At 64.2% G+C, this 22,968-nt stretch carries 23 protein-coding genes; 12 read left to right on the top strand and 11 right to left on the bottom strand.

Annotated elements, in window-relative coordinates; translation table 11 throughout:
- Nucleotides 1–156 precede the first annotated feature (156 nt).
- The 3 genes from H0485_RS13485 to ubiA all read right to left on the bottom strand — a co-directional run bounded on the left by H0485_RS13485 (nt 157) and on the right by ubiA (nt 3,695).
- Entirely contained in the window at nt 157–486 is a 330-nt protein-coding gene (locus H0485_RS13485; protein ID WP_226936390.1) for a hypothetical protein, read from the bottom strand.
- An 82-nt stretch (nt 487–568) separates the two neighbouring features.
- Nucleotides 569–2,629, bottom strand: coding sequence for an OmpA family protein (locus tag H0485_RS13480; protein WP_226936389.1), 2,061 nt, complete (start codon nt 2,627–2,629; stop codon nt 569–571).
- A 94-nt stretch (nt 2,630–2,723) separates the two neighbouring features.
- Nucleotides 2,724–3,695: a 4-hydroxybenzoate octaprenyltransferase gene (gene ubiA, locus H0485_RS13475; RefSeq protein WP_226936387.1), complete on the bottom strand. Its 972-nt coding sequence runs from the start codon at nt 3,693–3,695 to the stop codon at nt 2,724–2,726.
- 11 nt (nt 3,696–3,706) lie between these two features.
- Between ubiA and H0485_RS13470 the strand changes: the two genes are divergently transcribed.
- From H0485_RS13470 to H0485_RS13460, 3 genes are all read left to right on the top strand, one after another.
- Nucleotides 3,707–4,432, top strand: a complete 726-nt coding sequence (locus H0485_RS13470; protein WP_226936386.1) for a 16S rRNA (uracil(1498)-N(3))-methyltransferase — start codon at nt 3,707–3,709, stop codon at nt 4,430–4,432.
- Nucleotides 4,432–4,986, top strand: coding sequence for a hypothetical protein (locus H0485_RS13465; RefSeq protein WP_226936384.1), 555 nt, complete (start codon nt 4,432–4,434; stop codon nt 4,984–4,986). Before H0485_RS13470 ends, H0485_RS13465 begins: the two co-directional genes overlap by 1 nt.
- 121 nt (nt 4,987–5,107) lie before the next feature.
- The gene (locus H0485_RS13460) at nt 5,108–6,454 is read left to right on the top strand and encodes a glutamate--cysteine ligase (protein ID WP_226936382.1); all 1,347 of its coding nucleotides are present in this window, start codon (nt 5,108–5,110) and stop codon (nt 6,452–6,454) included.
- Nucleotides 6,455–6,484: 30 nt separating this feature from the next.
- Here the strand turns inward: H0485_RS13460 and H0485_RS13455 are convergent, their stop codons facing one another.
- From H0485_RS13455 to H0485_RS13430, 6 genes are all read right to left on the bottom strand, one after another.
- Nucleotides 6,485–7,081 carry an NYN domain-containing protein gene (locus tag H0485_RS13455; protein ID WP_226936380.1) on the bottom strand — a complete coding sequence of 199 codons (597 nt, stop codon included), beginning with the start codon at nt 7,079–7,081 and terminating at the stop codon, nt 6,485–6,487.
- A gap of 12 nt (nt 7,082–7,093) precedes the next feature.
- Entirely contained in the window at nt 7,094–7,711 is a 618-nt protein-coding gene (plsY, locus tag H0485_RS13450) for a glycerol-3-phosphate 1-O-acyltransferase PlsY (RefSeq protein ID WP_226936541.1), read from the bottom strand.
- Between the two features lie 3 nt (nt 7,712–7,714).
- Complete coding sequence (gene pyrC / locus H0485_RS13445) at nt 7,715–8,992, bottom strand: dihydroorotase (protein WP_226936377.1); 1,278 nt, start codon at nt 8,990–8,992, stop codon at nt 7,715–7,717.
- A 141-nt stretch (nt 8,993–9,133) separates the two neighbouring features.
- Nucleotides 9,134–9,760, bottom strand: coding sequence for a hypothetical protein (locus tag H0485_RS13440; protein ID WP_226936375.1), 627 nt, complete (start codon nt 9,758–9,760; stop codon nt 9,134–9,136).
- Nucleotides 9,761–9,881: 121 nt separating this feature from the next.
- Entirely contained in the window at nt 9,882–10,370 is a 489-nt protein-coding gene (locus tag H0485_RS13435; RefSeq protein ID WP_226936373.1) for a hypothetical protein, read from the bottom strand.
- Between the two features lie 2 nt (nt 10,371–10,372).
- Nucleotides 10,373–11,335: an aspartate carbamoyltransferase catalytic subunit gene (locus H0485_RS13430; RefSeq protein WP_226936371.1), complete on the bottom strand. Its 963-nt coding sequence runs from the start codon at nt 11,333–11,335 to the stop codon at nt 10,373–10,375.
- A 118-nt stretch (nt 11,336–11,453) separates the two neighbouring features.
- Between H0485_RS13430 and H0485_RS13425 the strand changes: the two genes are divergently transcribed.
- From H0485_RS13425 to moaB, 3 genes are read left to right on the top strand one after another with little or no spacing between them, the layout of a single operon-like run.
- On the top strand, nt 11,454–12,287 hold the full coding sequence (locus H0485_RS13425; RefSeq protein ID WP_226936369.1) for a uracil-DNA glycosylase: 834 nt from the start codon (nt 11,454–11,456) through the stop codon (nt 12,285–12,287).
- A 6-nt stretch (nt 12,288–12,293) separates the two neighbouring features.
- On the top strand, nt 12,294–12,917 hold the full coding sequence (locus H0485_RS13420; RefSeq protein ID WP_226936367.1) for a LysE family translocator: 624 nt from the start codon (nt 12,294–12,296) through the stop codon (nt 12,915–12,917).
- On the top strand, nt 12,914–13,441 hold the full coding sequence (gene moaB, locus H0485_RS13415) for a molybdenum cofactor biosynthesis protein B (RefSeq protein WP_226936365.1): 528 nt from the start codon (nt 12,914–12,916) through the stop codon (nt 13,439–13,441). The genes H0485_RS13420 and moaB overlap by 4 nt, the downstream gene beginning before the upstream one ends.
- Nucleotides 13,442–13,557: 116 nt before the next feature.
- Here moaB and H0485_RS13410 read toward each other — a convergent pair whose 3' ends face one another.
- Together H0485_RS13410 and H0485_RS13405 are read right to left on the bottom strand one after the other, a co-directional pair.
- Complete coding sequence (locus H0485_RS13410; protein WP_226936363.1) at nt 13,558–14,481, bottom strand: dimethylarginine dimethylaminohydrolase family protein; 924 nt, start codon at nt 14,479–14,481, stop codon at nt 13,558–13,560.
- Between the two features lie 23 nt (nt 14,482–14,504).
- Nucleotides 14,505–16,118, bottom strand: coding sequence for a zinc-binding metallopeptidase family protein (locus H0485_RS13405; RefSeq protein WP_226936361.1), 1,614 nt, complete (start codon nt 16,116–16,118; stop codon nt 14,505–14,507).
- A 170-nt stretch (nt 16,119–16,288) separates the two neighbouring features.
- On the opposite strand from H0485_RS13405, the gene H0485_RS13400 reads away from it, so the two are divergent.
- The 6 genes from H0485_RS13400 to H0485_RS13375 all read left to right on the top strand — a co-directional run bounded on the left by H0485_RS13400 (nt 16,289) and on the right by H0485_RS13375 (nt 22,912).
- Nucleotides 16,289–17,197, top strand: coding sequence for a LysR substrate-binding domain-containing protein (locus H0485_RS13400; protein WP_226936359.1), 909 nt, complete (start codon nt 16,289–16,291; stop codon nt 17,195–17,197).
- A gap of 150 nt (nt 17,198–17,347) precedes the next feature.
- Nucleotides 17,348–18,424, top strand: a complete 1,077-nt coding sequence (locus H0485_RS13395; RefSeq protein WP_226936357.1) for an ABC transporter ATP-binding protein — start codon at nt 17,348–17,350, stop codon at nt 18,422–18,424.
- Nucleotides 18,425–18,490: 66 nt separating this feature from the next.
- Nucleotides 18,491–19,603 carry an ABC transporter substrate-binding protein gene (locus H0485_RS13390; protein WP_226936355.1) on the top strand — a complete coding sequence of 371 codons (1,113 nt, stop codon included), beginning with the start codon at nt 18,491–18,493 and terminating at the stop codon, nt 19,601–19,603.
- A gap of 77 nt (nt 19,604–19,680) precedes the next feature.
- Nucleotides 19,681–20,493, top strand: coding sequence for an ABC transporter permease (locus H0485_RS13385; RefSeq protein ID WP_226936353.1), 813 nt, complete (start codon nt 19,681–19,683; stop codon nt 20,491–20,493).
- Nucleotides 20,490–21,302: an ABC transporter permease gene (locus tag H0485_RS13380; RefSeq protein ID WP_226936352.1), complete on the top strand. Its 813-nt coding sequence runs from the start codon at nt 20,490–20,492 to the stop codon at nt 21,300–21,302. The genes H0485_RS13385 and H0485_RS13380 overlap by 4 nt, the downstream gene beginning before the upstream one ends.
- The gene (locus H0485_RS13375; protein ID WP_226936349.1) at nt 21,299–22,912 is read left to right on the top strand and encodes a 5-guanidino-2-oxopentanoate decarboxylase; all 1,614 of its coding nucleotides are present in this window, start codon (nt 21,299–21,301) and stop codon (nt 22,910–22,912) included. Before H0485_RS13380 ends, H0485_RS13375 begins: the two co-directional genes overlap by 4 nt.
- The last annotated feature ends 56 nt before the right edge of the window (nt 22,913–22,968 follow it).

The raw sequence follows: 22,968 nt of genomic DNA, 5'->3' as shown, positions 1-22,968 counted from the left end.
CTGTGCCTGCCGGAGATTTTGCTTTGCTTTTGCTTTGCCGCAGATCAGCTCTCAGCTCTCAGCTCTCAGCTCTCAGCTCTCAGCTCTCAGCTCTCAGCTCTCAGCTCTCAGCTCTCAGCTCTCAGCTCTCAGCTCTCAGCTCTCAGCTCTCAGCTCTCAGCTGTTGGCATGCATCCGTTCGATATAGGCGCGCATTTCCTCGCCCTGCTGGCGGGCATCGCGCAGCCCCTCCATGGCCGCGCGCAGCTCGGCCTCGGTCTGGGCGATCTGATTGCTCAGCTCGGTCTCACGGGTCTCGAGATAGAGCACGGCCTGATCGCGTTCTTCCTCGGCCTCATGCAGCGACTGGGCCAGCCGCTCCAGCTCGGACAGATCGGTTCCGGCATTGCGCGAGAAGCGATGCAGCAGCCAGTGGCAGAGCCAGCCCATACCGAAAGCGAGCAGGAGAATGATCGAGGTGGCGATTACAAATTCGGTGCGGTTCATGCGGCGGTCAGTCCCTCGGCTCTTTCGGCGCTGTTTTTGTGCCATATCCCGGGCAGCGGGGCCAGGCTTTCGCAGTCCTGGTTCAGTTCTTATCGGCCGGGCGGGTACGCGGGCGGATGGTTTTTTCCTCGGGGGCGAGGGAGGGGCCGGTATCTTGCGAGAAATCCGGGCCTGGCTCCGCCGCTTCTGCCCCGGCGCTGACCGGGGCGGGTGGCGCCGCTGCCTCCGGTCTGGCTGCGTCGTCAGCCGCAGTCTCTGCAGCCGCATCTGCTTCGGTGTCACTTTCCGCTGCCTGCGGAGCGGGCGTGCCGCCGATCAGGGTAAATTCGATCCGGCGATTGGCCTCGCGCCCCTGTTCGGTGGTGTTATCGGCGATCGGGGTGCTTTCGCCATAGCCTTTGGCAATCATATTCGACGTATCGACGCGGCGGCCCAGCAGGGCCATCTGCACTGCCTCGGCCCGGGCCTGGCTCAGCGCCTGATTGCCGCCGGCCGAGCCCTGGGAATCGGTATGTCCGGCAATTTCCAGCGCGATGCCCGGGCAGGTCAGCAGCACTTCGGCGATTTTGCCGACCAGCGGCGAGGCATCGGGCACGATCTCGGCCGAGCCGGGCTGGAAGGTGATCTTTGAGCCCTGCATCAGCCTGGCCACATCTGCGGCGCATTCCTCTGGTGTCGGCAGGGCCGCCAGCGGGTCAAGCTTCTCGTCATATTTCACATCAACGCGGAAGCTCTGCCCCTGGCCCAGCCCCGAGGACAGGATCTGCGTGACCCGGCCGCGCGCATCCATACTGCCGGTCACGCCCTTCACCTCGACGGTTTCCGAGCGCACGAGCAGATTGCCCTCTTCCAGCTGGGATAAGGATTCCAGGCCTGAGAGCACCCGCACCGGCCAGCCATCGGGCAGGGTGGGATCAAGCACGGTGCCGACATAGACATTCGAGGCGCCAAAGGCGGCGCGGGCAAAGGCCTCAACCACGTTTTGCTGGCGCTCATCGACCAGACGCCCGCGCAGCTCGACCCGGCCCGAGGGCAGCAGGCGGGCGGTGAATTCGGCCGGGCCACGCGCCTCGGCCTCCGGGGTCGGCGGCAGCGGGTCGATTGAGAACAGATCGGGCAGGCCGGCGCGCAGATCACCGAGGCTGTTCTCAAAAGCGGCTTCGGTCACGCCTTCGCCGGCGGCGAAAGTGACATCAGCATCCTTAAAGGTGACCGAACCGGCTTCCATCGAGGCGACGGCCCGGATCGCGGCCACGGCGGCCTCGGCCCAGCGTGGCGTCGGGGTGCCAAGGCCGATGGTGCAGATCGTCGGCCCCTCCATCCCGGCGGCAGCGGCGGCGGCGAGGATCGCCGAGCGGGCGCGTTCGGTATCGGCCGAGCAGGCGTCAAAGCGCAGCCCCTCGGCATCTTTGATAAAGCGCAGGGTGAAGGGGGTGATGACCGGGCGCGGCGCCGAGATCGCGGCCTCCAGCGTCACGCCCGCGGGTTTGCGCCGGTCCAGCTCGGTTTCAAAACGGCGCTTCTCGGCGGGGCTGTCGGCAATGGCCGTGACTTCAACCAGCCCGGCCGAGACCGAGATTTTTGAGCGTTTCAGCAGGCCGAGCGCATCAATGCCGAAGCGCAGCGAATCCTCCCAGGCCTCGGGGGCGGGCCAGTTGGCGGTCTGCAGCATATTGGCGGGCTCGCTGCCCGAAGCGGTCAGGGCGCCGGCTGCCTCCATCAGACTGTCAAGGTCAAAGCCATTGCCCTCGCCGGCGGCCGGGATCAGGCCGCCAAGCTGGATACCGTCATCATTGCGCAGCATCTCAACCGAGAAACGCGGCGCCTGGATGGCGGTGGTTGGTGTGACATCCAGCAGATCGCGCACCCGGCCACTGTCGATCAGCGTGCCGACGAGGTTCAGGGCGCGAAAGCGCGCGGCCTCATTCGGCGCGGTGCCGCTCAGCTGCACCAGCATACCATCGGTCGCCACCTCAACCCAGTCGATCCGCGCCTCGGTCAGACGCTCGCGGATCACACTGGCTGAACGGCTCTCGATCATCAGCACCGTCGCCAGCGAGATCCCCAGCATCGTCAGCCCCGCCACAATGAAGGCGAGAATGGCCAGGGCGACACGGGGGAGGGAAAGAATTCGCTGGGGCAAGGGGGTCTCAGTCTGGGAACACCCGCTATACGGGCAGGAAAGAATGCCATCAGGCCGCTGTCAGCTTCCTAGGCCCTCTGCCCCGGCGGATCAATCAGAGCAGAGCGGCGACGGCAAGAAATGGCACAGCGATCAGCCCGGCATCGCGGTTTGAGCGGAAAATCCGCAGACAGACCGCCGGATCATCCAGATCCATGCGCCGCATCTGCAGGCCCATATGCAGCGCAAAGAGCCAGACCCCGACCAGGGCGGTCAGCAGCGGAGCCGGGCCACGCGAGGCGGGAATTGTCAGGATAATCGCTGCCATCATCAGCAAAATCGTCAGGATCAGAAAACCGAGCAGCCAGCGCGGGCTGTTGTCACCAAACAGCCGGGCGGTGGATTTCACCCCGATCAGCGCATCATCCTCTTTATCCTGATGCGCATAGATCGTGTCATAATAAAGCGTCCAGCAAATGCCCGAAAGCCAGAGGATCACCGCGGCCAGCGGCACTTCACCCGAATGCGCGGCCCAGAGCAGAATCGCCCCCCAGTTGAAGGCGAGGCCAAGGAAGACCTGGGGCCACCAGGTGAAGCGCTTGGCAAAAGGATAGATCGCCACCAGCGCCAGCGAGGCCACGCCAAGCCAGACCGAGAGCCAGTTATAGCTCAGCAAAATCAGCGCCGAGATCAGCGCCTGGGCGGCCATCCACAGCAGCGCCCCTTTCACCGTCACCTGACCCGAAGGGATCGGGCGCGAGCGGGTGCGCGCCACCGCGCCGTCGATATTGCGGTCGGTAATGTCATTCCAGGTACAGCCCGCGCCGCGCATCAGAAAGGCACCGATGCCGGAAGAGATCACCAGCCAGAGGTCAGACCAGGCAAAGCCCCCACCCTCATTGGCGGCAAGCACCACCGCCCAGAGGCAGGGGATCCACAACAGCCAGGTGCCGATCGGGCGATCCGCCCGCGACAGCCGCAGCCAGGGCCGGGTGGCAGGCGGGGCCAGCCGGTCCACCCAGTTGCCGCGGGCGGCATCTGCAACATGGCCGCGCGCGGCCTCTGGCATTTCATTCGTGGGGATCATAACTTGCCTCTATGGCAGGGCCGAAAGTCAGACTTTATCTAGAGCAGCCCCTCGGGCAGGGGCAAGTCATCCTCGTTGAAGAGGGGGCGGCGAATTATCTCTTTGCTGTCATGCGCCTTGGCGCAGGGGCAGTGGTGCATGTTTTCAACGGACGCGATGGCGAATGGCTGGCCGAGGTGGGCGAGGCGAATAAGCGTCGCGGCACCCTGATCTGCCGTGAGCAGAGCCGGGCACAGGATTATCCGCCCGATCTGTGGCTGCTGTTCACCCCGATCAAAAAAGAGCGCACAAATTTCATCGTCGAAAAGGCGGTGGAACTGGGCGTGGCGCGGGTGCTGCCGGTTTCGACCCGGCGGATGAATTCCGAGCGGCTGCGCCAGGATAAGCAGCAGGCCCATGCGGTTGAGGCAGCCGAGCAATGCGGCGCGACCTCGGTGCCGGAAGTGGCGGCGCTGACGCCGCTGGCGGCGCTGCTGACAGACTGGCCGGCAGAGCGGCGCATCTACTGGGCCGATGAGATCCGCGCCGGAGAGGATCAGGCCTGGCGGGGCGAGGCGGGCGCGCCTGCCGCGATTCTGATCGGGCCCGAGGGCGGCTTTACCCCCGAGGAGCGGGAGCTTCTGCACTCTTTGCCCTTTGTCACCCCGATCGCGCTCGGGCCGCGCATCCTGCGCGCTGAAACGGCAGCCATGGCGGCGATCACCCTCTGGCAGACGCGTTTCGGAGACTGGCGCTGATGGCTTTCCTGCGCCCCGAAGTGCTGACGCTGTTCAGGCGCTGGTCCGGGGTGCTGGAGGGCGGTCTGCTCAGTCTCGCCGGGCTCTGGCTCATCAGCCATCCGGGCTGGATCACCCTGATCCTCGGTGGCAGCCTGACGGCGCTCGGTGCCTCATGGGCTTTGCTCGCCTGGCGGCGGATGCGCTTTGCGGGCGATCCTTCGGCGCCGGGGCTGGTCGAGATCGACGAGGGGCGGCTGAGGTTTCTGCATCCCACCCTCGGCGGTGAGATCAGCCTGAATGATCTTGCTGATCTGCATCTGCTGGAACTGCAGGGCCGCCGGGTCTGGCGGCTGAAAGATCTTTCGGGCCAGGCGATGCTGGTGCCGCTCGAGGCCTCGGGCGCGGAACGGCTGTTCGATGCGCTTTCGGCTTTGCCAGGGCTGAATTCAGCCGCCCTGGTCGGGGCGCTGGACCGTGGCACTGCAAGGGCGACGGGCAGCTCACTTCCGGTGCAGAATTTACAGGAAACCCGGGTCTGGAGCCGCAAAGGCAGCGGGTTGCGCCAGGTCTGAGGCCTCGGCCTTTATGATGAAGCGGGCCTCCCTCTCTTGACAAAAAGCCCCGGCAAAGGGACAGGTCAGGCCCGCGAAACCGCGCGCAAAGATAAAGAGCCACCAACCGGAGTTAGCCCTGATGTCGATACCCCAGTCCGGTGGCGGCCCGATCGAAGATTTCGCCCAGCTGGCCGGGCTGCTGGAAAGCGGCTGTAAACCTGCCTCGGACTGGCGCATTGGCACCGAGCACGAGAAATTCGGCTGGCTGACCGACAGCCGCCGCCCCTTGCCCTATGCCGGTGAGCGCTCGATCTCGACGATTTTTTCCCGTCTGGAACAACGCTTTAACTGGCAGCCGGTGAAAGAGGGCGAGAATATCATCGGGCTGACGCGCAATGGCGCGAACATCAGCCTCGAGCCGGGCGGGCAGTTTGAGCTTTCGGGCGCGCCGCTGGTTTCGGTGACCGAAACCGCAGCCGAGCTGGATCAGCATTTTGCCGAAGTTGCGGCGGTGACCGAAGATCTGGGCATCCGTTTCATGGGAATCGGTGCCGCGCCGGAATGGTCGCATCAGGATATGCCGGTGATGCCCAAGGGCCGCTACCGGCTGATGACCGATTATATGGGCCGGGTCGGCACCCATGGCACGCAGATGATGTACCGCACCTCGACGGTGCAGGTGAATCTCGATTACGCCTCCGAGGCGGATATGGTGAAGAAGATGCGGGTGGCGCTGGCCCTGCAGCCGGTGGCAACCGCGCTCTTCGCCTCATCGCCCTTCTTTGACGGCAAGCTGAACGGCCATAAATCCTGGCGTTCGCGGATCTGGCGCGGCCTCGATAACAGCCGCACCGGAATGCTGCCCTTCGTCTTTGATGAGGGCATGGGCTTCCAGGCCTATGTCGACTGGGTGCTCGATGTGCCGATGTATTTCGTCTATCGCGACGGGGTTTATCACAATGCGCTGGGTCAGTCGTTCCGCGACTTTCTGAAGGGCGAGCTGCCGGCTTTGCCGGGCGAGAAGCCGACCCTGTCGGACTGGGCCGACCATCTGACCACGGTCTTCCCGGAAGCGCGGGTGAAGAAATATATCGAGATGCGCGGCGCCGATTGTGGCGATAGGGCGCATGTTCTGGCTTTGCCCGCCTTCTGGACCGGGATCATGTATGATGATGCGGCGCTGGATGCGGCCTGGGAGCTGGTGCGCCATCTCGATCAGGCCAGCCGCGAAGAGCTGCGCATTGCCGCCTCGGTCGATGCTTTGCAGGGGGTGGCGGGCGATGTGAGGATCGCCGATCTGGCACAGGCGGCGGTCTCGCTGTCCCATGCCGGGCTCAGCGCGCGCGGCTATGGCGAAGAGGCTTTGCTCGCACCGCTGGTGACCAGCCTGAAGGCAGGCAAGGTCCAGGCCGACCGCTGGCTTGATCTGTACAAAGACGAATGGGGCGGCTCGCTCGAACCCCTCTATGCCGCTTCGAGCTATTGAGCGGCTCCGGGCCGGGAGGCTGCGGAACTTTCAGAAATTCAGATGAATTTCGCCCTGATCCCAATGCCCCCGGACCAGCCGTCCGGGGGTATTTAATTTGGGATAGGCGGCAATACGGTCGCGGAAGCGGTCATTTGAGAGGATGATACCGCCCTCTTCGCTGGCAAAATCCAGCAGGAACGGGTCTGCCTGTTCGCCTTTCGGCACCACAAAGACCTGATCCGGCGGCAGGCCAAGCTCAGCCGAAAGGCGGTGCGCCGGCATATAGGCGTTGTAAAGCTTATAACCGGCATTGGCATCGAAGATGACGCCGACCTTATAGCCCTTTGCCTTACAGGCGCGGGCTGCCGCCCGGACCGGGGTCAGGTCAGGCTGATTGTCGCGCCAGTACATCAGATTTGAGCCGTCGATCACCGCCAGATCGCGGCGACCTTTGCGCCATCCCGGTCGTGGCGCAGGGGGCTGCTTGCCGCGCCGTGGCGCGCCATGGCCGGCGCGCCGCGAGGGGCGGATGCGTCGGCGGCGCGCGGGGGCAGGGCGGCTGAGCCAGAGATGGCGCAGCCAGAGGATAAGCCCGAGCAGGACAGCAGGCAGCAGAAGGGGCCATAATTCTGCCAGTTCTGCCATCTGCCGTTTCCCTCAGGCCTGTTTCTTTGCGCCGATCCTCGGCTCGGTCCCGGCTTTGATCCGGGCCAGATTGCCCCAGTGCCGGATATAGATCAGTGCCGTCAGCACCAGGGTCAGCATCAGCAGATCGCCCCGCTCAAAGGGCACCAGCCAGAGCGGCGAGGTGGCGGCAGCAAGCAGCGCCGCGGCCGAGGACATGCGGGTCAGGAAGGCACAGGCCAGCCAGGTGGCGCAGATGCAAAGCCCGACCGGCCAGGACAAAGCCAGCATCGTGCCAAGGAAAGTGGCGACGCCCTTGCCGCCCTTAAACTTCAGCCAGACCGGGAAGATATGGCCGATGAAGGCGGCAAGCCCTGCCAGCTGCATCGCATCATTCTGACCGATCAGCGCTTTTGCGAGCAGCACCGCCACCGCGCCTTTGGCACCGTCAAGGATCAGCGTGGCCAGGGCCGCGCCCTTATTGCCGGTGCGCAGAACATTGGTCGCGCCGATATTGCCCGAGCCGATCTGCCGCAGATCGCCAAGCCCCATGACCCGGGTCACAATCACGCCAAAGGGCACCGAGCCGAGCAGATAGGCGAGGAGGGCAACCAGCGCCAGGGTCGTGCCGGGGGTGATCAGTTCAGGCATCATTCACTCTCCGCTGCGAAAGACTTCGGCGCCGCCAACCCAGGTGGCCAGCACCCGACCCTCCATCCGTGCGCCGTCGAAGGGGGTGTTTTTGGATTTGGAGCGCAGTTTGAAACGGTCCATCAGGAAGGGGGCATCCGGGTCGAACAGCACCAGATCGGCGGGCGCGCCCTCGCTGAGGCGGCCCTGGGCCAGGCCAAGGCGGCTTGCGGGGTTCAGCGCCAGGGCGCGGAACAGCTGCGGCAGGCTCAAATGACCGGCATGATAGAGCCGCATGGCCGCCGGCAGCAGGGTTTCCAGCCCGACCGCACCGGCATCGGCCTCTTCAAACGGCAGGCGCTTTGATTCCTCATCCGCCGGGCTGTGGAACGAGGCGATGACATCGATCAGCCCATCCGCCAGAGCGGCGATAATGGCCTGGCGATCCTCTTCCGAGCGCAGCGGCGGGGTCATTTTGAAGAAGGTGCGGTAATCGCCCACATCCAGCTCATTGAGCGTCAGGTGGTGGATCGAGGTGCCCGCCGTCACATCAAGCCCTGCTGCTCTGGCGCGCGCCAGCGCGGGCAGGGATTGGGCGGTGGTGATCTGATCGGCGTGGTAGCGGACCTTTGTCATCTCGGCCAGCGCGAGATCGCGCTCAAGCCCCATGCGCTCGGCCATGGGCGAGACGGCGGGAATGCCGCGGAAGCTGGCGAATTTGCTGCTGGTCGCCGCGCCGCCTTTTGACAGGACCGGCTCCTGGGGATGGCCGACGATCAGCGCGCCGAGCGAGCGGGCATAGGTCATGGCGCGCGAGAGCGCGCGGCTGTCGGCCGAGACGCGGAACACATCGGTAAAGGCCAGGGCACCGGCATCGAGCAGGAAGCCGATCTCGGTCATCTCGCGGCCGTCGCGGCCCTTGGTCAGCGCCGCCATATGGCGGATGCGCACCGGCGCGCTTTCTGCCGCACGGCGGGTCACGAATTCCAGGGTTTCGGGGGTATCAATCGCCGGATTGGTATCGGGGCGGGCGATGATGGTGGTGACGCCACCGGCGGCAGCCGCCAGACCGGCCGAGCGGAAGCTCTCGCGGTGACGCTCGCCTGGCTCGCCGATTTTGACCCCCCAGTCGATGATCCCCGGCGCAAGGCATTTGCCGCCGCAATCGATCACCACCGCGCCTTTGGCGGGCTTTTTGCAGGCCTCGCGGATCACGCCATCGACCACGGTCAGGCTGCCGGGCGCATCAGACAGGGTTTCAGGGTTGATCAGGCGGGCATTGGTAAAATGGAGAACGGTCATTGCGGATCCGGACGGGAATGAAGGTGAGGGCGCCAGGGCTGCCGGGGCAGGTCTGAGACCGCTGTCTTATCGGCTATACGCTGAAAACCAGCGCGGGTGTAGATCCTGTTCACGCAGGGCGGGCCTGTTATTGCGGGGCTTTCATTCCCGGCGCCCGCGCGGTGGCTGGCGGGCGGCGATGGTGTCGCGGACCAGGGTAAACACCCGGCGGGCCCCGGGGATCTGCTCAAAGCCGATCTGTTCACCGCTGCGGGCAAGGCTGGCGAAATAGCCCGGCAGATCGCCGCGAAACAGCGCTCCGGCCTCAGCCTTGCGGCGGGTCAGCCAGACGCTGCCGGGCAGGCCTTCCTCGAGTTGCGGGCTCAGCTGACTGTCGAGCGGATAGCGCTCTAGCCCCCTGCGACCCAGGACCGAGGTGGCGATGAAGGCATTGCGGTCGGTGAGGGTGTAATAAGAGCCGCGCAGCCGCAGCCAGCGGTAAAGCGCCGGGGCGATGCTCTGGCCGAGCAGCTGCAGCAAGGTGAACAGGCCAATACCGATCAGAAACAGCCGCACCACAAAGGGCGCGCCTGAGGTCATAAAGAAGGCAAGGGTGAGCCAGAACAGGGCAAAGCCGCTCATGATGAGGTTTGCGCGAACCTGGGGCCGGATCAGGATCGAAAGATCAAACCGCGCCTCGGGCTGACCCTGCCAGAGGATCACTTCGCCGGGATCAAGAATATCCTCCCAGCCGGGCGGCGGCGGTCTGGACTGATCGGGATCGGTCAAGGCGGTCAGCCTCCGACCCAGACGAAGACCACGGTCAGCAGCGCCAGCACCACCAGGGCGGCGGTGGCGACCATGCCGCTCATCCTGGCGTCAGATTTAGGCTTCTTGGGGTTGCTCGGGGTCATTGCCAGGTTCCTTCAGGTAAAGCATCGCGCAAGGCATCACGGCTGCTCCGGGTCAGGCAGAACAATATGGTCACAGTGCCACGCCCGGCAGTGGTGTTACGGATCCAGATCTGATTGCCCCGGCCAGCGCCGAAGCTATGTTCCGCCAGCGCAAGATCGCGCCTCGACTTCCGCCCTGGCAGGCTGCGGCGGATGATAAAACGCCGGTCGGTCAGCTGATAGCGGATTTTCAGCCCGCCGAAGGGCAGCAGGACCACCACCGGCAAAGAAATGAGTCCGATGAGGCCTGAAAGCACCGCAAAGAGCCACCAGCTCGTTGTGCCGGGGCAGTCATGGCTGCAGGGGCCGGGATCGGTCAGAGACCAGAGCGGCATCAGCCCGATCGCCAGCCCGCCGAGCGCCAGCAGCCACAGATAAAGCGGATGCGGCCGCCCTTCCCAGAGCAGCTGCTCGGGCGCCTCAGGGCTGGCCGGATCCTGTGCCACGCTCAGATATAGGTCTCGGCGATTTTGCGGCCACGCTCGGCGCGCAGATTGCGGGCCAGCAGATCCATACAGGCCATGCGCACCGCGACGCCCATCTCGACCTGGTCCTGGATGACCGAGCGGTTGATGTCATCGGCAATCTCGCCATCGATCTCGACACCGCGGTTCATCGGGCCGGGATGCATAACGATGGCATCGGGTTTGGCATAGGAGAGCTTTTCCGCATCGAGGCCAAAGCGGTGGTAATATTCGCGCATCGAGGGCACGAAACCACCATCCATCCGCTCTTTCTGCAGCCGCAGCATCATCACGACATCGGCGCCTTTCAGCCCCTCGCGCATATCCTCATAGATCTCGGCGCCCAGCTCGGCAAAGCCCGAGGGCACCAGCGTGGTCGGGCCGATCAGGCGCAGGTTATTGCCCATCTTGCCCAGCAGGATCAGGTTCGAGCGCGCGACACGGCTGTGGGTGACATCGCCGCAGATGGCGATGGTCAGCCGCTCAATCCGGCCTTTGGCGCGGCGGATGGTCAGGGCATCGAGCAAAGCCTGGGTCGGGTGTTCATGGCGGCCGTCGCCGGCATTCAGCACCGCGCAATCGACTTTCTGCGCCAGCAGGTTCACCGCACCCGAAGCCGCATGGCGCACCACGAGAAGATCGGGATGCATGGCGTTCAGCGTCATGGCGGTATCGATCAGCGTCTCGCCCTTCTTCACCGAAGAGGTCGCCATATTCATATTCATCACGTCAGCGCCAAGCCGCTTGCCCGCGATCTCAAAGCTCGACTGGGTGCGGGTCGAGTTCTCGAAGAACATGTTGATCTGCGTCATACCGGCAAGGGCATCGCTCTGTTTCACCGTTTTGCGGTTCAGATCGACATAGCGGTCAGCAAGATCGAGGATGGTGGTGATCTCGAGCGGTGAAAGCTGTTCGATCCCCAGGAGGTGACGGGCGCGGAAGGCCATGGGCAAAGATCCCTGAGATTACGTTTCCGCTTATGGCAAAGCCGGGGGTGCGGGGCAAGCGGGACGGGGTAAAGCAATCGGGATTGCTGTGGCCCGGGGCGGGGCTTAGTCTTGGGCCATGGGATTCGAAGCCGATATCTGCGCCGACTGGGAAGCAAGCCTTGCTGCACTGGCATGGCAGCTCGATTGCGGCATTGACGAAGCGCTGGGCGAGGCGCCGGTCAATCGCTATGAGGTGGTGGCTGAAAAGCCCGCGCCGCATGCATCTCAGCCGCATCAGGCCGTGGCCAAGTCTCAGCTCAGGGGCGGGGCCACTCTGGAAGAGAGCCCACCCGCTCCGAAAGCGGATCCGGTGGCGCTGGCCGAGGCCGCAGCCGCTGCGGCGGGCAGTCTGGAGGCGCTGAAGGCGGCGGTCGGGGCTTTCCCGCATTGCGAGCTGAAAAAAGGCGCGCGCAATACTTTGTTTGCCGAAGGCAATCCGGCAGCGCGGGTAATGGTGCTGGGCGAGGCGCCGGGGCGTGAGGAAGATATTGCCGGGCGCCCCTTTGCCGGTCAGGTCGGCCATCTGTTCGACCGGATGTTCGCCGCGATTGGCCTCGCGCGGGAAACCCCGGATGCAGCGAAGGCGCTTTATCTCAGCAATGTGGTGTTCTGGAAGCCGACCGGCGACCGCGCCCCTGATCCCGCCGATATCGCGATGCTGATGCCCTTTACCGCCCGCCATATCGCGCTCGCCGATCCGGATGTGATCGTGGTCATGGGCTCGGTGGCGCTGGAGGCGCTGACCGGGCAGCGCTCAGTTCTGCGGGCGCGGGGCAAATGGCTGAAGGCCTATGGCAAGCCGGTTCTGCCGATGCTGCATCCCTCGATGGTGATGAAAAGCCCGGAGGCAAAACGCGATGCCTGGGCGGATCTGCTGGCTTTGCAGGCTTTTTTGCGCGGGAAGGGCTGAGGGGCCATGCCGGTTGATCTGCTGACGCTTCTGGCCTTTCTGCCCGCCGCGCTGGCGCTGAATCTGACGCCGGGGGCCGATATGATGTTTGTGCTGGCCCAGGGGCTGCGCGGCGGGGCAAAATCGGGGATGGCGGCCAATCTGGGCATTGCGCTGGGCTGTTTTGTCCATGTTCTGATCGCGGGGCTCGGTCTTGCGGCGCTGCTGAAAGCGCATCCGGCGGCCTTTGAGCTGATCCGCTGGGGCGGGGTGTTCTATCTTTTGTGGCTGGCGGTGAAATCCTGGCGCGCAGGCCCGCCGCAGCCCGGCCGGGTCAGCCCGGCCCCGGCGTTGCGGGTGTTCCGTGAGGCGCTGGTCGTCAATCTGCTGAACCCGAAAGTCGCTTTGTTCATCCTTGCCTTCGTGCCGCAATTCGTCTCTCCGGCGCAGGCCGTTCTGCCGCAGTTTCTGATCCTCGGCCTGGTGATCTGTGCCGGCGGGCTGCTGATCAACGGGCTGGTTGGGCTTTTTGCCGGGCGGATCGGCGCGAAACTGGCGCAGTCTTCGGGCTTTGCCCGGGCAATGAACCGGATTTCTGGCCTTGTTTTCGCCGGGCTGGCTTTGCGCCTGGCTGTGATGGAGCGTGCATGAGCCGCGAATTTATCCCCTGTCGCATTGCGGTGCTGACGGTTTCCGACACAAGGGGCCTCGCCGAGGATCGCTCGGGCGATAGCCTTGTGGCGCGGCTGGAGGGGGCGGGGCATCTGCTGGCAGCCCGCGCCATTCTGACCGATGATCGCGCAAAAATCGCGGCGCAGCTGCGGGCCTGGATCGCCGATCCGGAGGTGGATGTGGTGATCTCCACCGGCGGCACCGGGCTGACCGGCCGCGATGTGACCGTCGAGGCGCATCACGATGTCTATGAAAAGGAAATCACCGCCTTTTCGACCGTCTTCACCATCGTCTCGATGCAGAAGATCGGCACTTCGGCGGTGCAGAGCCGCGCCTGTGCCGGGGTGGCGGGCGGAACCTATCTCTTCGCGCTGCCCGGCTCGACCGGGGCCTGTAAGGATGCCTGGGATGAGATCCTGGTGAAACAGCTCGATTACCGGCACGGCCCCTGCAATTTCGTCGAGATCTTCCCGCGTCTCGAAGAGCATAAACGCCGCAAGTAACAGGGCCTCCGGCGGGGATATTTAAGGACAGATGAAAAGCGCGCGGCTCTGCTGCCCTTCATCTGTCTGAAAATATCCCGGGGGGGCAGGGGGGCCGCGCCCCCCTCATGCCGGTCTCAGGGCGCGCGGCGCAGGGCCTGAGCCATACAGTGAATGCCGCCGCCGGTTTTGGAAATCTCGGCGGTTTCGACCTCGGCCACGTCAAAGCCGCGTGCCTTCAGCTGGCCGATCAGTTTCTGCGAGCTGGTCGGGGCGATGATGCGGTCACCGCCGAGCGACATGAAATTGCAGCCAAGCGCCATCGTGTCCTCGAAGGGCACATCGATGATCTCATGGCCTTTGTTTTTCAGCCAGCTGACGATGCCCGGCTCGGTGCAGGCGAGACAGACCGCGGTCAGTTTCGGTGCAACCGGCACCACCATCAGATCGATATGCACATAATATTCGTCGATAAAGGCGAGGCGGACCTCCCAGCCCTCCTGCTCAAACCAGGAGGCGACCTGGCGCGAGCCTTCCTCATTCGAGCGCGCGCCGCCGCAACCGATGAGCAGCACGCCCTCCTCGATCACATTGAAATCGCCGCCCTCAAACGTGCCGGCGGTCACCATGTCATAGACCGGGATGCCGAGGCTTTCATAATGGCGGATCGCCGCGTAATTCTCGCCGCGCCGCCAGGGCTGGCTCATCGCGGTGATCACCGCGCCGTAGGGGGTCATGACCGAGCTGTCACGGGTATAGACCTGCATCGCCAGTTCCGGCTCGGGCGGCACGGTATGGACGGTTACGCCAAAGCTCTCATAGGCCGCTTTCAGCTCTTTATGCTGGGCCTGGGCGATCTGGATATTGCAGGGATTCTCGCGCAGATGTTTGCGCGACAGCGAGGAGGTCGCCATATGGCGCAGATAGGCCGGATCGCCGAGCAGCACATCTGTCAGCGCATCGGTTTCATTCTGAAACCCCCAGTGGCTCAGCGGCGCGGTGCCGCCCCCCGCCTTGCGGCGCTGCAGCGAAAACGGCTCATTACGGGTCTGTACGTTCATCGTCTTTCTCCTTGAGCTGCCGGTCAGGCGCCGGGCATGGATGAGGGGATCCACCAGTCGCGCCCGCGCGGCGTGGTGACATATTCGGGCCAACGGAAATTAACCGGTGCCGGGTAGTCGCAGAGCGGCGGGATCCAGGCGCTGCCGCCGATGCCGCCGCCGGTGCGGGCGTCAAATTCGGCCTGCATCTCTGCGCGCAGACCGGCATCGGTCAGGATGCGCAGGGCCGAGAGGCTGAGGACTTCAGCGGCTTTGGCGACCATCGGGTCGATGGTCGTGGGGATGCCGCCAAGCGCATTCATCACCCAGGCCGGGTAGCTATAGCCTTCGGGGGCCTGCAGCGCCGGGCGGGCGATATAAAAGCGCGCGGTCGGCACCTGCCAGCTCATATCGGTATAGTCATCCGAGGTGGAATTCAGCTGCGAGGGCGGCAGGTCCTGGCGCAGGATGCGCTCGGCCTCGCGCGGATCCTGCAACCGCTCCATCTCGGCGATGAAGGGGCGCTCCATTGGCGCAAGGCCCAGTTCGCGCTGGATGTCGCGGGCGATCTCGCGGGCGGGCTCGCCCCATTGCGGCGCGCCCGCCTGCTGCATCGCCTGCCAGACCGCCCCGGCAATGGCGTGATTGGCAAGGCCGGGACGCGATTTGCAGACCCAGTGCCGCTCGGCCCGGCAGCCGGTCATCTCAGCAATATGGCGGGCATTGCGGTCCAGCACCGAGGTCACCGCCTCGGCCATGGCGAGGGTCGGCACCCGGATCATATACTGGATCTCGGCGAGGCCCGCGGGCAGGTTATCGGCGGTGGCCTGGCCTGCGGTCAGCACCGCCTCAGAGATTGACCAGCCGCCCTGATGCGGCAGCATCGATTCGCGCAAAGCCTTTGAGGCATTGAACATCTGGATCAGCGCCTCGCCCGCGCCAGGCGCGCGCACCGCCGAATGCGATTGCGGGATCGGCGCGCCGTCTGAGGCCATCATGCCCGCGCCCCAGGCCTCGGGCGCGTCGCATATGAAGCGGTAGATCATCGCATAGGCGGCACCACAATGGGTGTCGAGCCGCACGGTATTGCACATTGGCAGCATGTAGAACGGGTGGAAGGACAGCATGGCTGTCAGCCCGTCATAATAGCCTTTCGCGGCATGGATCGGCTTGGAGCCACGCACCTTTTCGGCCGGCTCGCCGGTAAAGCGCAGCCCGCCTCTGATGCCGTGTTGCTCCATTGCCGCTTTGGTGGCCAGCAGAGCGGCGAGGCCGGCAATGCCAAGGCCCGAATGTGGATCAGTATGGCCGCCGGCCTGGAAGCCCAGGCCCGCACGCGGCTCGCGACGGGTCGAGGCGGCCTGGCAATTGCCCGGCACCGCATCATATTCGGCATACATGCCGATCACCGGCCCCTCGCCATTTGACCAGGTGGCGCAGAAGGCAGTGGGCATGCCGCCCGAGCCTTCCTCCACCGTGAAGCCCTCGGAGCGCAACCGTTCCACATACCAGGCGGCCGAGCGATATTCGCGCCAGGCGGTCTCGCCGAAACCGAAAATCGTGGCGCACCAGTCCGAATGTTCGCCCGCCCTGGCGGCGAGGGCGGCAAGAGCGGTTTGCTGAGCTGCGGTGAGGGCGGGAAGGGGGGCTGCGGTCATCGGGGCGCCTGTCTGTCAGAATTTGCGCAATCCATCGGGCTGATGCGCTGGATTGGTGCTTTTTCTATGGCTAACAGTGGTGCGGCGGGTTCAGATAGTGAAAGCTTTTCGCGCGAACGTGAAACGAAATTCACCTCGCGGATGTGGCGGGATAAAACAGGATCTCAACCATGGCGCGTATCCCCTCGACCCAGGCCCTGCGTGCGCTGGAGAGCTTTGCCCGGCATGGCACGGTCTGGCAGGCGGCGGATGAGCTGAACCTGACACGCAGCGCGGTCAGCCATCAGCTGCGGCTGCTCGAACGCGATCTGGGGTTCCGGCTGATGAACCGGATCGGCACCAGGGTGGAGCTGACGCCCCAGGGCCTGGCCTATGCGCTGGATATCCGCCGGGCTTTATCGATGATCTCGGGCTCGGCGATGCGCAATGCCTCACGTGGGTTAAGCGGTGCGCTGACGGTCAGCTGTCCTCCGGGCTTTGCCTCAAGCTGGCTCTGCGGCAAGGTGGCGGGATTTACCGAGGCCTGCCCGGATATTGCACTTTCGGTGCTGACCCCGCGGCGGCTGGATGATGTGTCCAATCCGGATGTCGATATTTTCATTACCTTTGGCCTTGGTAATCTGCCGGGGATGGAGGTTGAACTGCTGCAGCATGTTGATTTTACGCCGCTTTGCAGCCCGGCCTATCTGAACCGCTTTGAGCTGAAGGGGGATCCGGCGACGGTGCTGAGTGCCAGTCTGCTGCATCTGGGCGATTATGAGGACTGGGAGACCTGGTTCCGCCTTGCCGGTCTGCCCGAGCCGATGGCGCAGCAGGGCATTCGTTTTTCCGATATGAATCTGGTCTATTCGGCGGCGCTGGGCGGGCAGGGCGTGGCGATGGGCGATGAATTTATCTGCCAGGATGCCATGCAGAGCGGCCAGCTGGTGCGGCCCTTTGATCTTTCGGTGCGCTCGGCGCGCTCCTATTTCATGGTGATCCCGCCCGAAAAAACCGGCAATCCGGCGGTGGCGGCTTTCAGGGAATGGCTGATGGAGTCTCTGATCGGTAAAGATGCCTTTACTGATCGGCGTCTCTGACAAAGACAAATTTCATTTCCTGAAGCCGCGAAAAACTTTCTATTGTTTTCGCAGGCCAGCCATTCCAGGCTGGCTCAGATCACCGGATCCGGCTAGCGGCGAGGCTGGTCTGAACCGCAGAAAAATACCCCGGTCAGCACGCAGGGCCGGGTGAGCAGGACCGAACAGCGGATTTCGCATAGCGACAAGGGCAGCGCATTGACTGAGGCAGCAGAGATTGGCGCAAGCGGTATCGGCAAAAGCTTCGGGCGGTTTACCGCGCTGAAGGATATCACGCTGACCATCGGTCGGGGAGAGTTTCTGACCCTGCTTGGCCCTTCCGGCTCGGGCAAGACAACCTTCCTGATGGTGCTTTCGGGTTTTGAGCCGGCCAGTGCGGGCCGGCTGACGCTGAATGGCCGCGATATTACCGAAACCCCGCCCGAGGCGCGCGGTTTTGGCATGGTTTTCCAGGGCTATGCGCTGTTCCCGCATCTGACGGTCGAGGAAAACATCGCCTTTCCGCTGAAGGTTCAGGGGCGGTCGGCTAAAGATATTGCCGCCCGGGTTAAGGAAATGGTGGAAATGGTCGGGCTGGGCGGACATGGCCATAAAAAGCCCGCGTCGCTCTCGGGCGGGCAGCAGCAGCGCGTGGCTCTGGCGCGGGCGCTGGCCTATGCGCCGCCGGTTCTGCTGCTTGATGAGCCATTCTCGGCGCTGGATAAGAATCTGCGCGGCCAGATGCAGGAAGAGATGCGGCGTATCCACCAGGATACCGGCACCACCTTTGTTTTCGTGACCCATGATCAGGAAGAGGCGCTGGCCCTGTCGTCGCGTATTGCCATTTTTGAGCGCGGCCAGCTGCAGCAGATCGCTCCGCCGCGCGAGATCTATGAGCGGCCTGCCAATCGCTTCGTTGCGGAATTTCTTGGCGATATCAATATTCTGCCGCTGGAGGCCGGAGGCTTTGAGGGCCGCAGCCTCCGCCTGCCGCCGGGCCAGGGCAGCAATCTGGCGATCCGGCCGGAATATATGGAGCTGAGCCTTGCGCAACCGGCGGAGGGTAATGCCATCCCGCTGCGGCTGAGCGATCTGACCTATCTCGGCGCGACCACCCGTCTGGCGCTGACCACGGCCGGCGGCGTGCCGGTGGTGTTGCAGCGGCCCACGGCCAGCCTGCCCGAGGGCCTGAACCCGGGCGCAGAGCTCTGGACCTCCTGGGAGGCGGGTCGCGGTTTTCTGCTCTGATTACCCCGCCGGTAAGGACCGCCAGCAGAGCGGCCACCGGCTCACATCCTGACAGGGAGATACAGAATGAACGGTGCGTTTCAGCGAGACCAGCTGGAAATCCTGGCGGCAAGGGCGAAAGCCGGCCGGATTTCACGGCGTGATTTCAACCTCGGCCTTGCCATGCTGCTGGGCAGCTCTGCCCTCGGCCTTGCCGGCCGGGCCGATGCTCAGACCAAAGAGCTGGTGATGGTGAACTGGGGCGGCGATGCGATGACCGCCTATGATGCGGCCTATGGCAAACCTTTCCAGGAAGAGACCGGCATTACCGTCCGTCTGGATGGCTCGGGCCCGACCGAGGGCGCGATCCAGGCCCAGGTGGAAAGCGGCAGCCCGACCTGGGATGTGGTCGATGTCGATGCTTTCTCGGCCGAGGCGCTCGGCAAGCGCGATATCATGCAGAAAATCGACTATAATGTGGTCGATAAAACGAAATTCCGCGAGGGCTTTGGCTGGGAATATGCCTCTTCCTCGTATTTCTTCTCATATGTCATCGCTTACGATTCCACCAAATATGGTGATAACCCGCCGAAAAATCTGAAAGACTTCTTCGACACCGAGAATTTTCCAGGCAAGCGTGCGCTTTACAAATGGGGTACCGGGGTCTGGGAGGCGCTGCTGCTGGCCGATGGCGTCGGCAGAGATCAGCTCTACCCGCTGGATATCCCGCGCGCGCATAAGAAGCTGGCCGCGTTCAAGGAGCATGTGGTCGGCTACTGGGGCGGCGGTTCCGAGAGCCAGAGCCTGCTGCTCGAGGGCGAGGCCTCGATGGCGATCATCTGGTCGACCCGTGGCCGGCTGATCGAGGAAGACAGCGGCGGCGATGTGAAATTCATCTGGACCGATGGCATGATCTCGCCCGGTTCGCTTGGTGTGCTGAAGGGCAATCCCGGCGGGACCGAGGCGGCGATGCAGTTCCTCGCCTCGGTTCAGGCCCCGGAAAAGCAGGTTGTCATGTTCAATATGCTGGGCCAGGGGCCGGCCAATCCGGCAGCCGATGCGCTGATCCCGGCAGAGGATGCGCGGTTTAACCCGGTCGCGGCCGAGAATGCCGCCGGGCAGATCCCGCTGGATATGGCCTGGTATGAGGAACATTACGGCCCCACCCTCGATGAATATCTGAAGATCATCTCGGCCTGAGCCGGGCAGGGCCGCGCGGGACAACTGAGGTTCCGCGCGGTGTTTTCTGATCCAAGCACCACCTCTGGGGGGCCGATATGACCCGCTCTCGTCTGATCCTGCTGGCGCCGCTGCTGCTGTTTCTGGTGGCAGCCTATCTGATCCCCTTTCTTGGGGTGATGCGCTGGAGCGTCACCCTGCCAGAGCCGGGGCTGGGCCAGTATCAGACCGCGCTCAGTGATCCTTTGATCCTTGGCGTGCTCTGGCGCACCTTGCGGATCTGCGCCCTGGTGACGGTGGTCACGCTGATTATGGCCTATGCCATCACGCTGATCTGGATCCGGGGCGGGGCGGTGATGCGGCTCATTGTCGAGCTGTGCATTCTGATCCCCTTCTGGATTTCGGTGCTGACCCGGGCCTTTGGCTGGCTGGCAATGCTGTCAAACCGCGGCATTCTCAATACGCTTGGTCAGGATCTGGGGCTGCTGAGCGAGCCTTTGACCATGGTGCGCAATGAATTCGGCGTGGTGGTTGGCATGGTGCATTTCCTGATTCCCTTCGCGGTCTTCCCGCTGGCCTCGGCCATGCGGGCGGTGGATGAGCGGGTCTTGCTGGCTGCGCGCGGCATGGGCGCCTCGCGCAGCCGGATTTTCTGGCAGCTCTTCGTGCCGATGACCCGGGGCGGGATCTTTGGCGCGGCGCTTCTGGTCTTTGTGTTTTCGCTTGGCTTCTTTGTCACCCCGGCCATCCTCGGCGGCGGGCGTTCGGTTCTGGTGGCCGAACTGATCTGGCTGCGCATCTTCCAGAGCCCGGACTGGGGCCTTGCGGCGGCAATCTCGGTCATTCTGATGGCGGCGATTGCGGTGCTGATGGGGCTGACGATGAAATATGCGAAAGGCGGCCCGCAATGATCCGTCTCAAACCCTCGCTGCTCGCCACGATCCTGGCCGGTTTCGTCGCTTTGTTCCTGCTGATGCCGCTGATTGCGGTGGTGCCGGTCAGCTTTACCCCGAACCGCTACCTCTCATTGCCGGGGGGCACATGGTCTTTGCGCCATTATCAGGCGCTGCTTGATAACCCGGCCTGGGGCCAGGGGATCTGGCTTTCGGTCAGGATTGGCCTTGTGACCAGCGTGATCGCCACCAGCCTTGCGGCTTTGTTCGCGCTGGGGATCTGGATGCTGCGGCCGCGCTTTGCCGGGCTTTATATGGGGCTGGCGCTGATGCCGATGGTGGCGCCGCCGGTGGTCTCGGCCCTGACCCTCTATTTCTTCCTGACCACGCTTGGGCAATGGAATGGAGTGGTCGGCTATGACACGTTCTTTGGCGTCGTGATGGCGCATGTGGTGATGGTCGCGCCTTTTGCCGTGGTGCTGCTGAGCGTGGCTTTGGGCCAGGTTGACCGCCGTATTGACCTTGCGGCCCGCTCGATGGGGGCGGGGCTGGGGCGCCGGATTTTCGGGGTGATCCTGCCCAATATCCGCTTTGGCCTGATCACCGCGTTTTTCCTGACTTTCGTGCTCTCCTGGGAGGAGATCGGGGTCACGCTCTTTATCACCTCGGTGAATGCGGTGACGCTGCCGCGCATGATGTGGATGGGGCTGCGCGATAATATCGATCCGGCGATTGCCGCAATCTCGGTGGTGCTGATTGCCATTGTGGTGCTGGTGGTGCTGGTCAGAACGGCTGTCGCTTTGCGGCAGGGAAGGAGTGAGACGTGACTACAGATGATATTTCCACCGGCGTCTATCTGACGCGGCTCCTGCGCGCCCGTGGGGTGGAGGTGGTGTTCGGCATCCCGGGCGTACATACGGTTGAGCTGTACCGTGGCCTTGCCGGGTCCGGGATCCGCCATATCACCCCCCGCCATGAGCAGGGCGCCGGTTTTATGGCCGATGGCTATGCCCGTGCCAGCGGCAGACCCGGGGTCTGTTTCATCATTTCCGGGCCTGGCATGACCAATATCGTCACGGCTATGGGCCAGGCCTACGGCGATTCCGTGCCGATGCTGGTGATCTCGACGGTGAATGCGCATGGCCGGATGGGGTCGGGGCGCGGCTGGCTGCATGAGCTGCCGGACCAGCAGGCCCTGGTCTCCGGCGTCTCGGCCTTTTCACGCACGGTCAATGCGCCCGAAGAGCTGGAATCGGTGCTTGCTGAGGCTTTCGCGGTGTTTGAGGGCGGGCGCCCGCGCCCGGTGCATATTGAGCTGCCGATTAATGTGATGCTGGCCCCGGCCGGGCATCTGCTGGTAGGCGAGGTGGCGAAGATCCATCGTCCTGCCCCTTCACGCACCGCGCTGGAAGAGGCGGGGGAACGCCTGGCCTCCTGCCGTTCGCTGGTCATTCTGGCCGGGGGCGGCGCGAAGGGCGCCCGGGTGCAGGATCTGGCGGAACGGCTGGATGCGCCGGTGGTGATGACCACCAATGCGCGCGGGCTCTTGCCGCCGGGCCATCCGCTGGCGGTGGCCTGTTCGCCCTCTCTGCCCGAAGTGCGGGCGCTGATCCGGGGGGCCGATGGTATTCTGGCGCTTGGCACCGAATTCGGACCGACCGATTACGATATGAATGAGGATGGCGGGTTCGAGCTGCCGAAGCGGGTGGTGCAGGTCGATCTGGACCCGCGCCATATGGTGCGGGGTGAGGCTGGGGGCAGCCGGATCGTCGGCGATGCCAGTGCCTTTGTGGAGGCGGTGCTGGCCGAAGCGCTGCCGCTGGGCGGTGCATGTGGCGCAGGCGCGGCGGCGGCAGGCCGGGCGGAAGCGGCGCGCGGGCCGCTGCCTCTGGCCTATCGACAGGATCTGGCCCTGCTCGACCTGGCGCGCGACACCCTGCCTGAGGCGCGGTTTGTCGGTGACAGCACCCAGCTGGTCTATGCCGGCAATATGGGCTTTGCCGCCGCGACGCCGGGCAGCTGGTTCAATTCGGCCACGGGCTATGGCACGCTCGGCTATGGTCTGCCGGCCGCGATTGGCGCGAAACTGGCCGATGACCGGCCGGTGGTGGCGATCTCAGGCGATGGCGGGCTGCAGTTTTCGCTCTCGGAACTGGCCTCGGCAACCGAGGCTGAGCTGCCGGTGATCCTGCTGCTGCATGACAATAAGGGCTATGGCGAGATCAAAAGCTATATGCTGGCGAAGAATATCCCGCCGCTGGGCGTCGATATCTATACGCCCGATCTGGCGGCGATTGCCAAAGCCTCGGGCTGGCATGTGGAACGGGTGAGCGCGCTTGCCGATCTGCCGGATTTCCTGAAGGCGGGGGCATCGCGCAAAGGCCCCACCATGCTGATCTTTGGCGATGAGCTGCGCAGACAGACCGGCATCGTCTGACGGTTTCAGGGAAAGAACGAACAAAAAGCCCCGGATCAGCACGGATCCGGGGCTTT

The organism is Pseudogemmobacter faecipullorum (genome assembly GCF_020539525.1).
In the GTDB taxonomy this organism is placed as follows: Bacteria; Pseudomonadota; Alphaproteobacteria; order Rhodobacterales; family Rhodobacteraceae; genus Pseudogemmobacter; species Pseudogemmobacter faecipullorum.
This window is presented reverse-complemented; position numbering and strand designations above follow the sequence as displayed.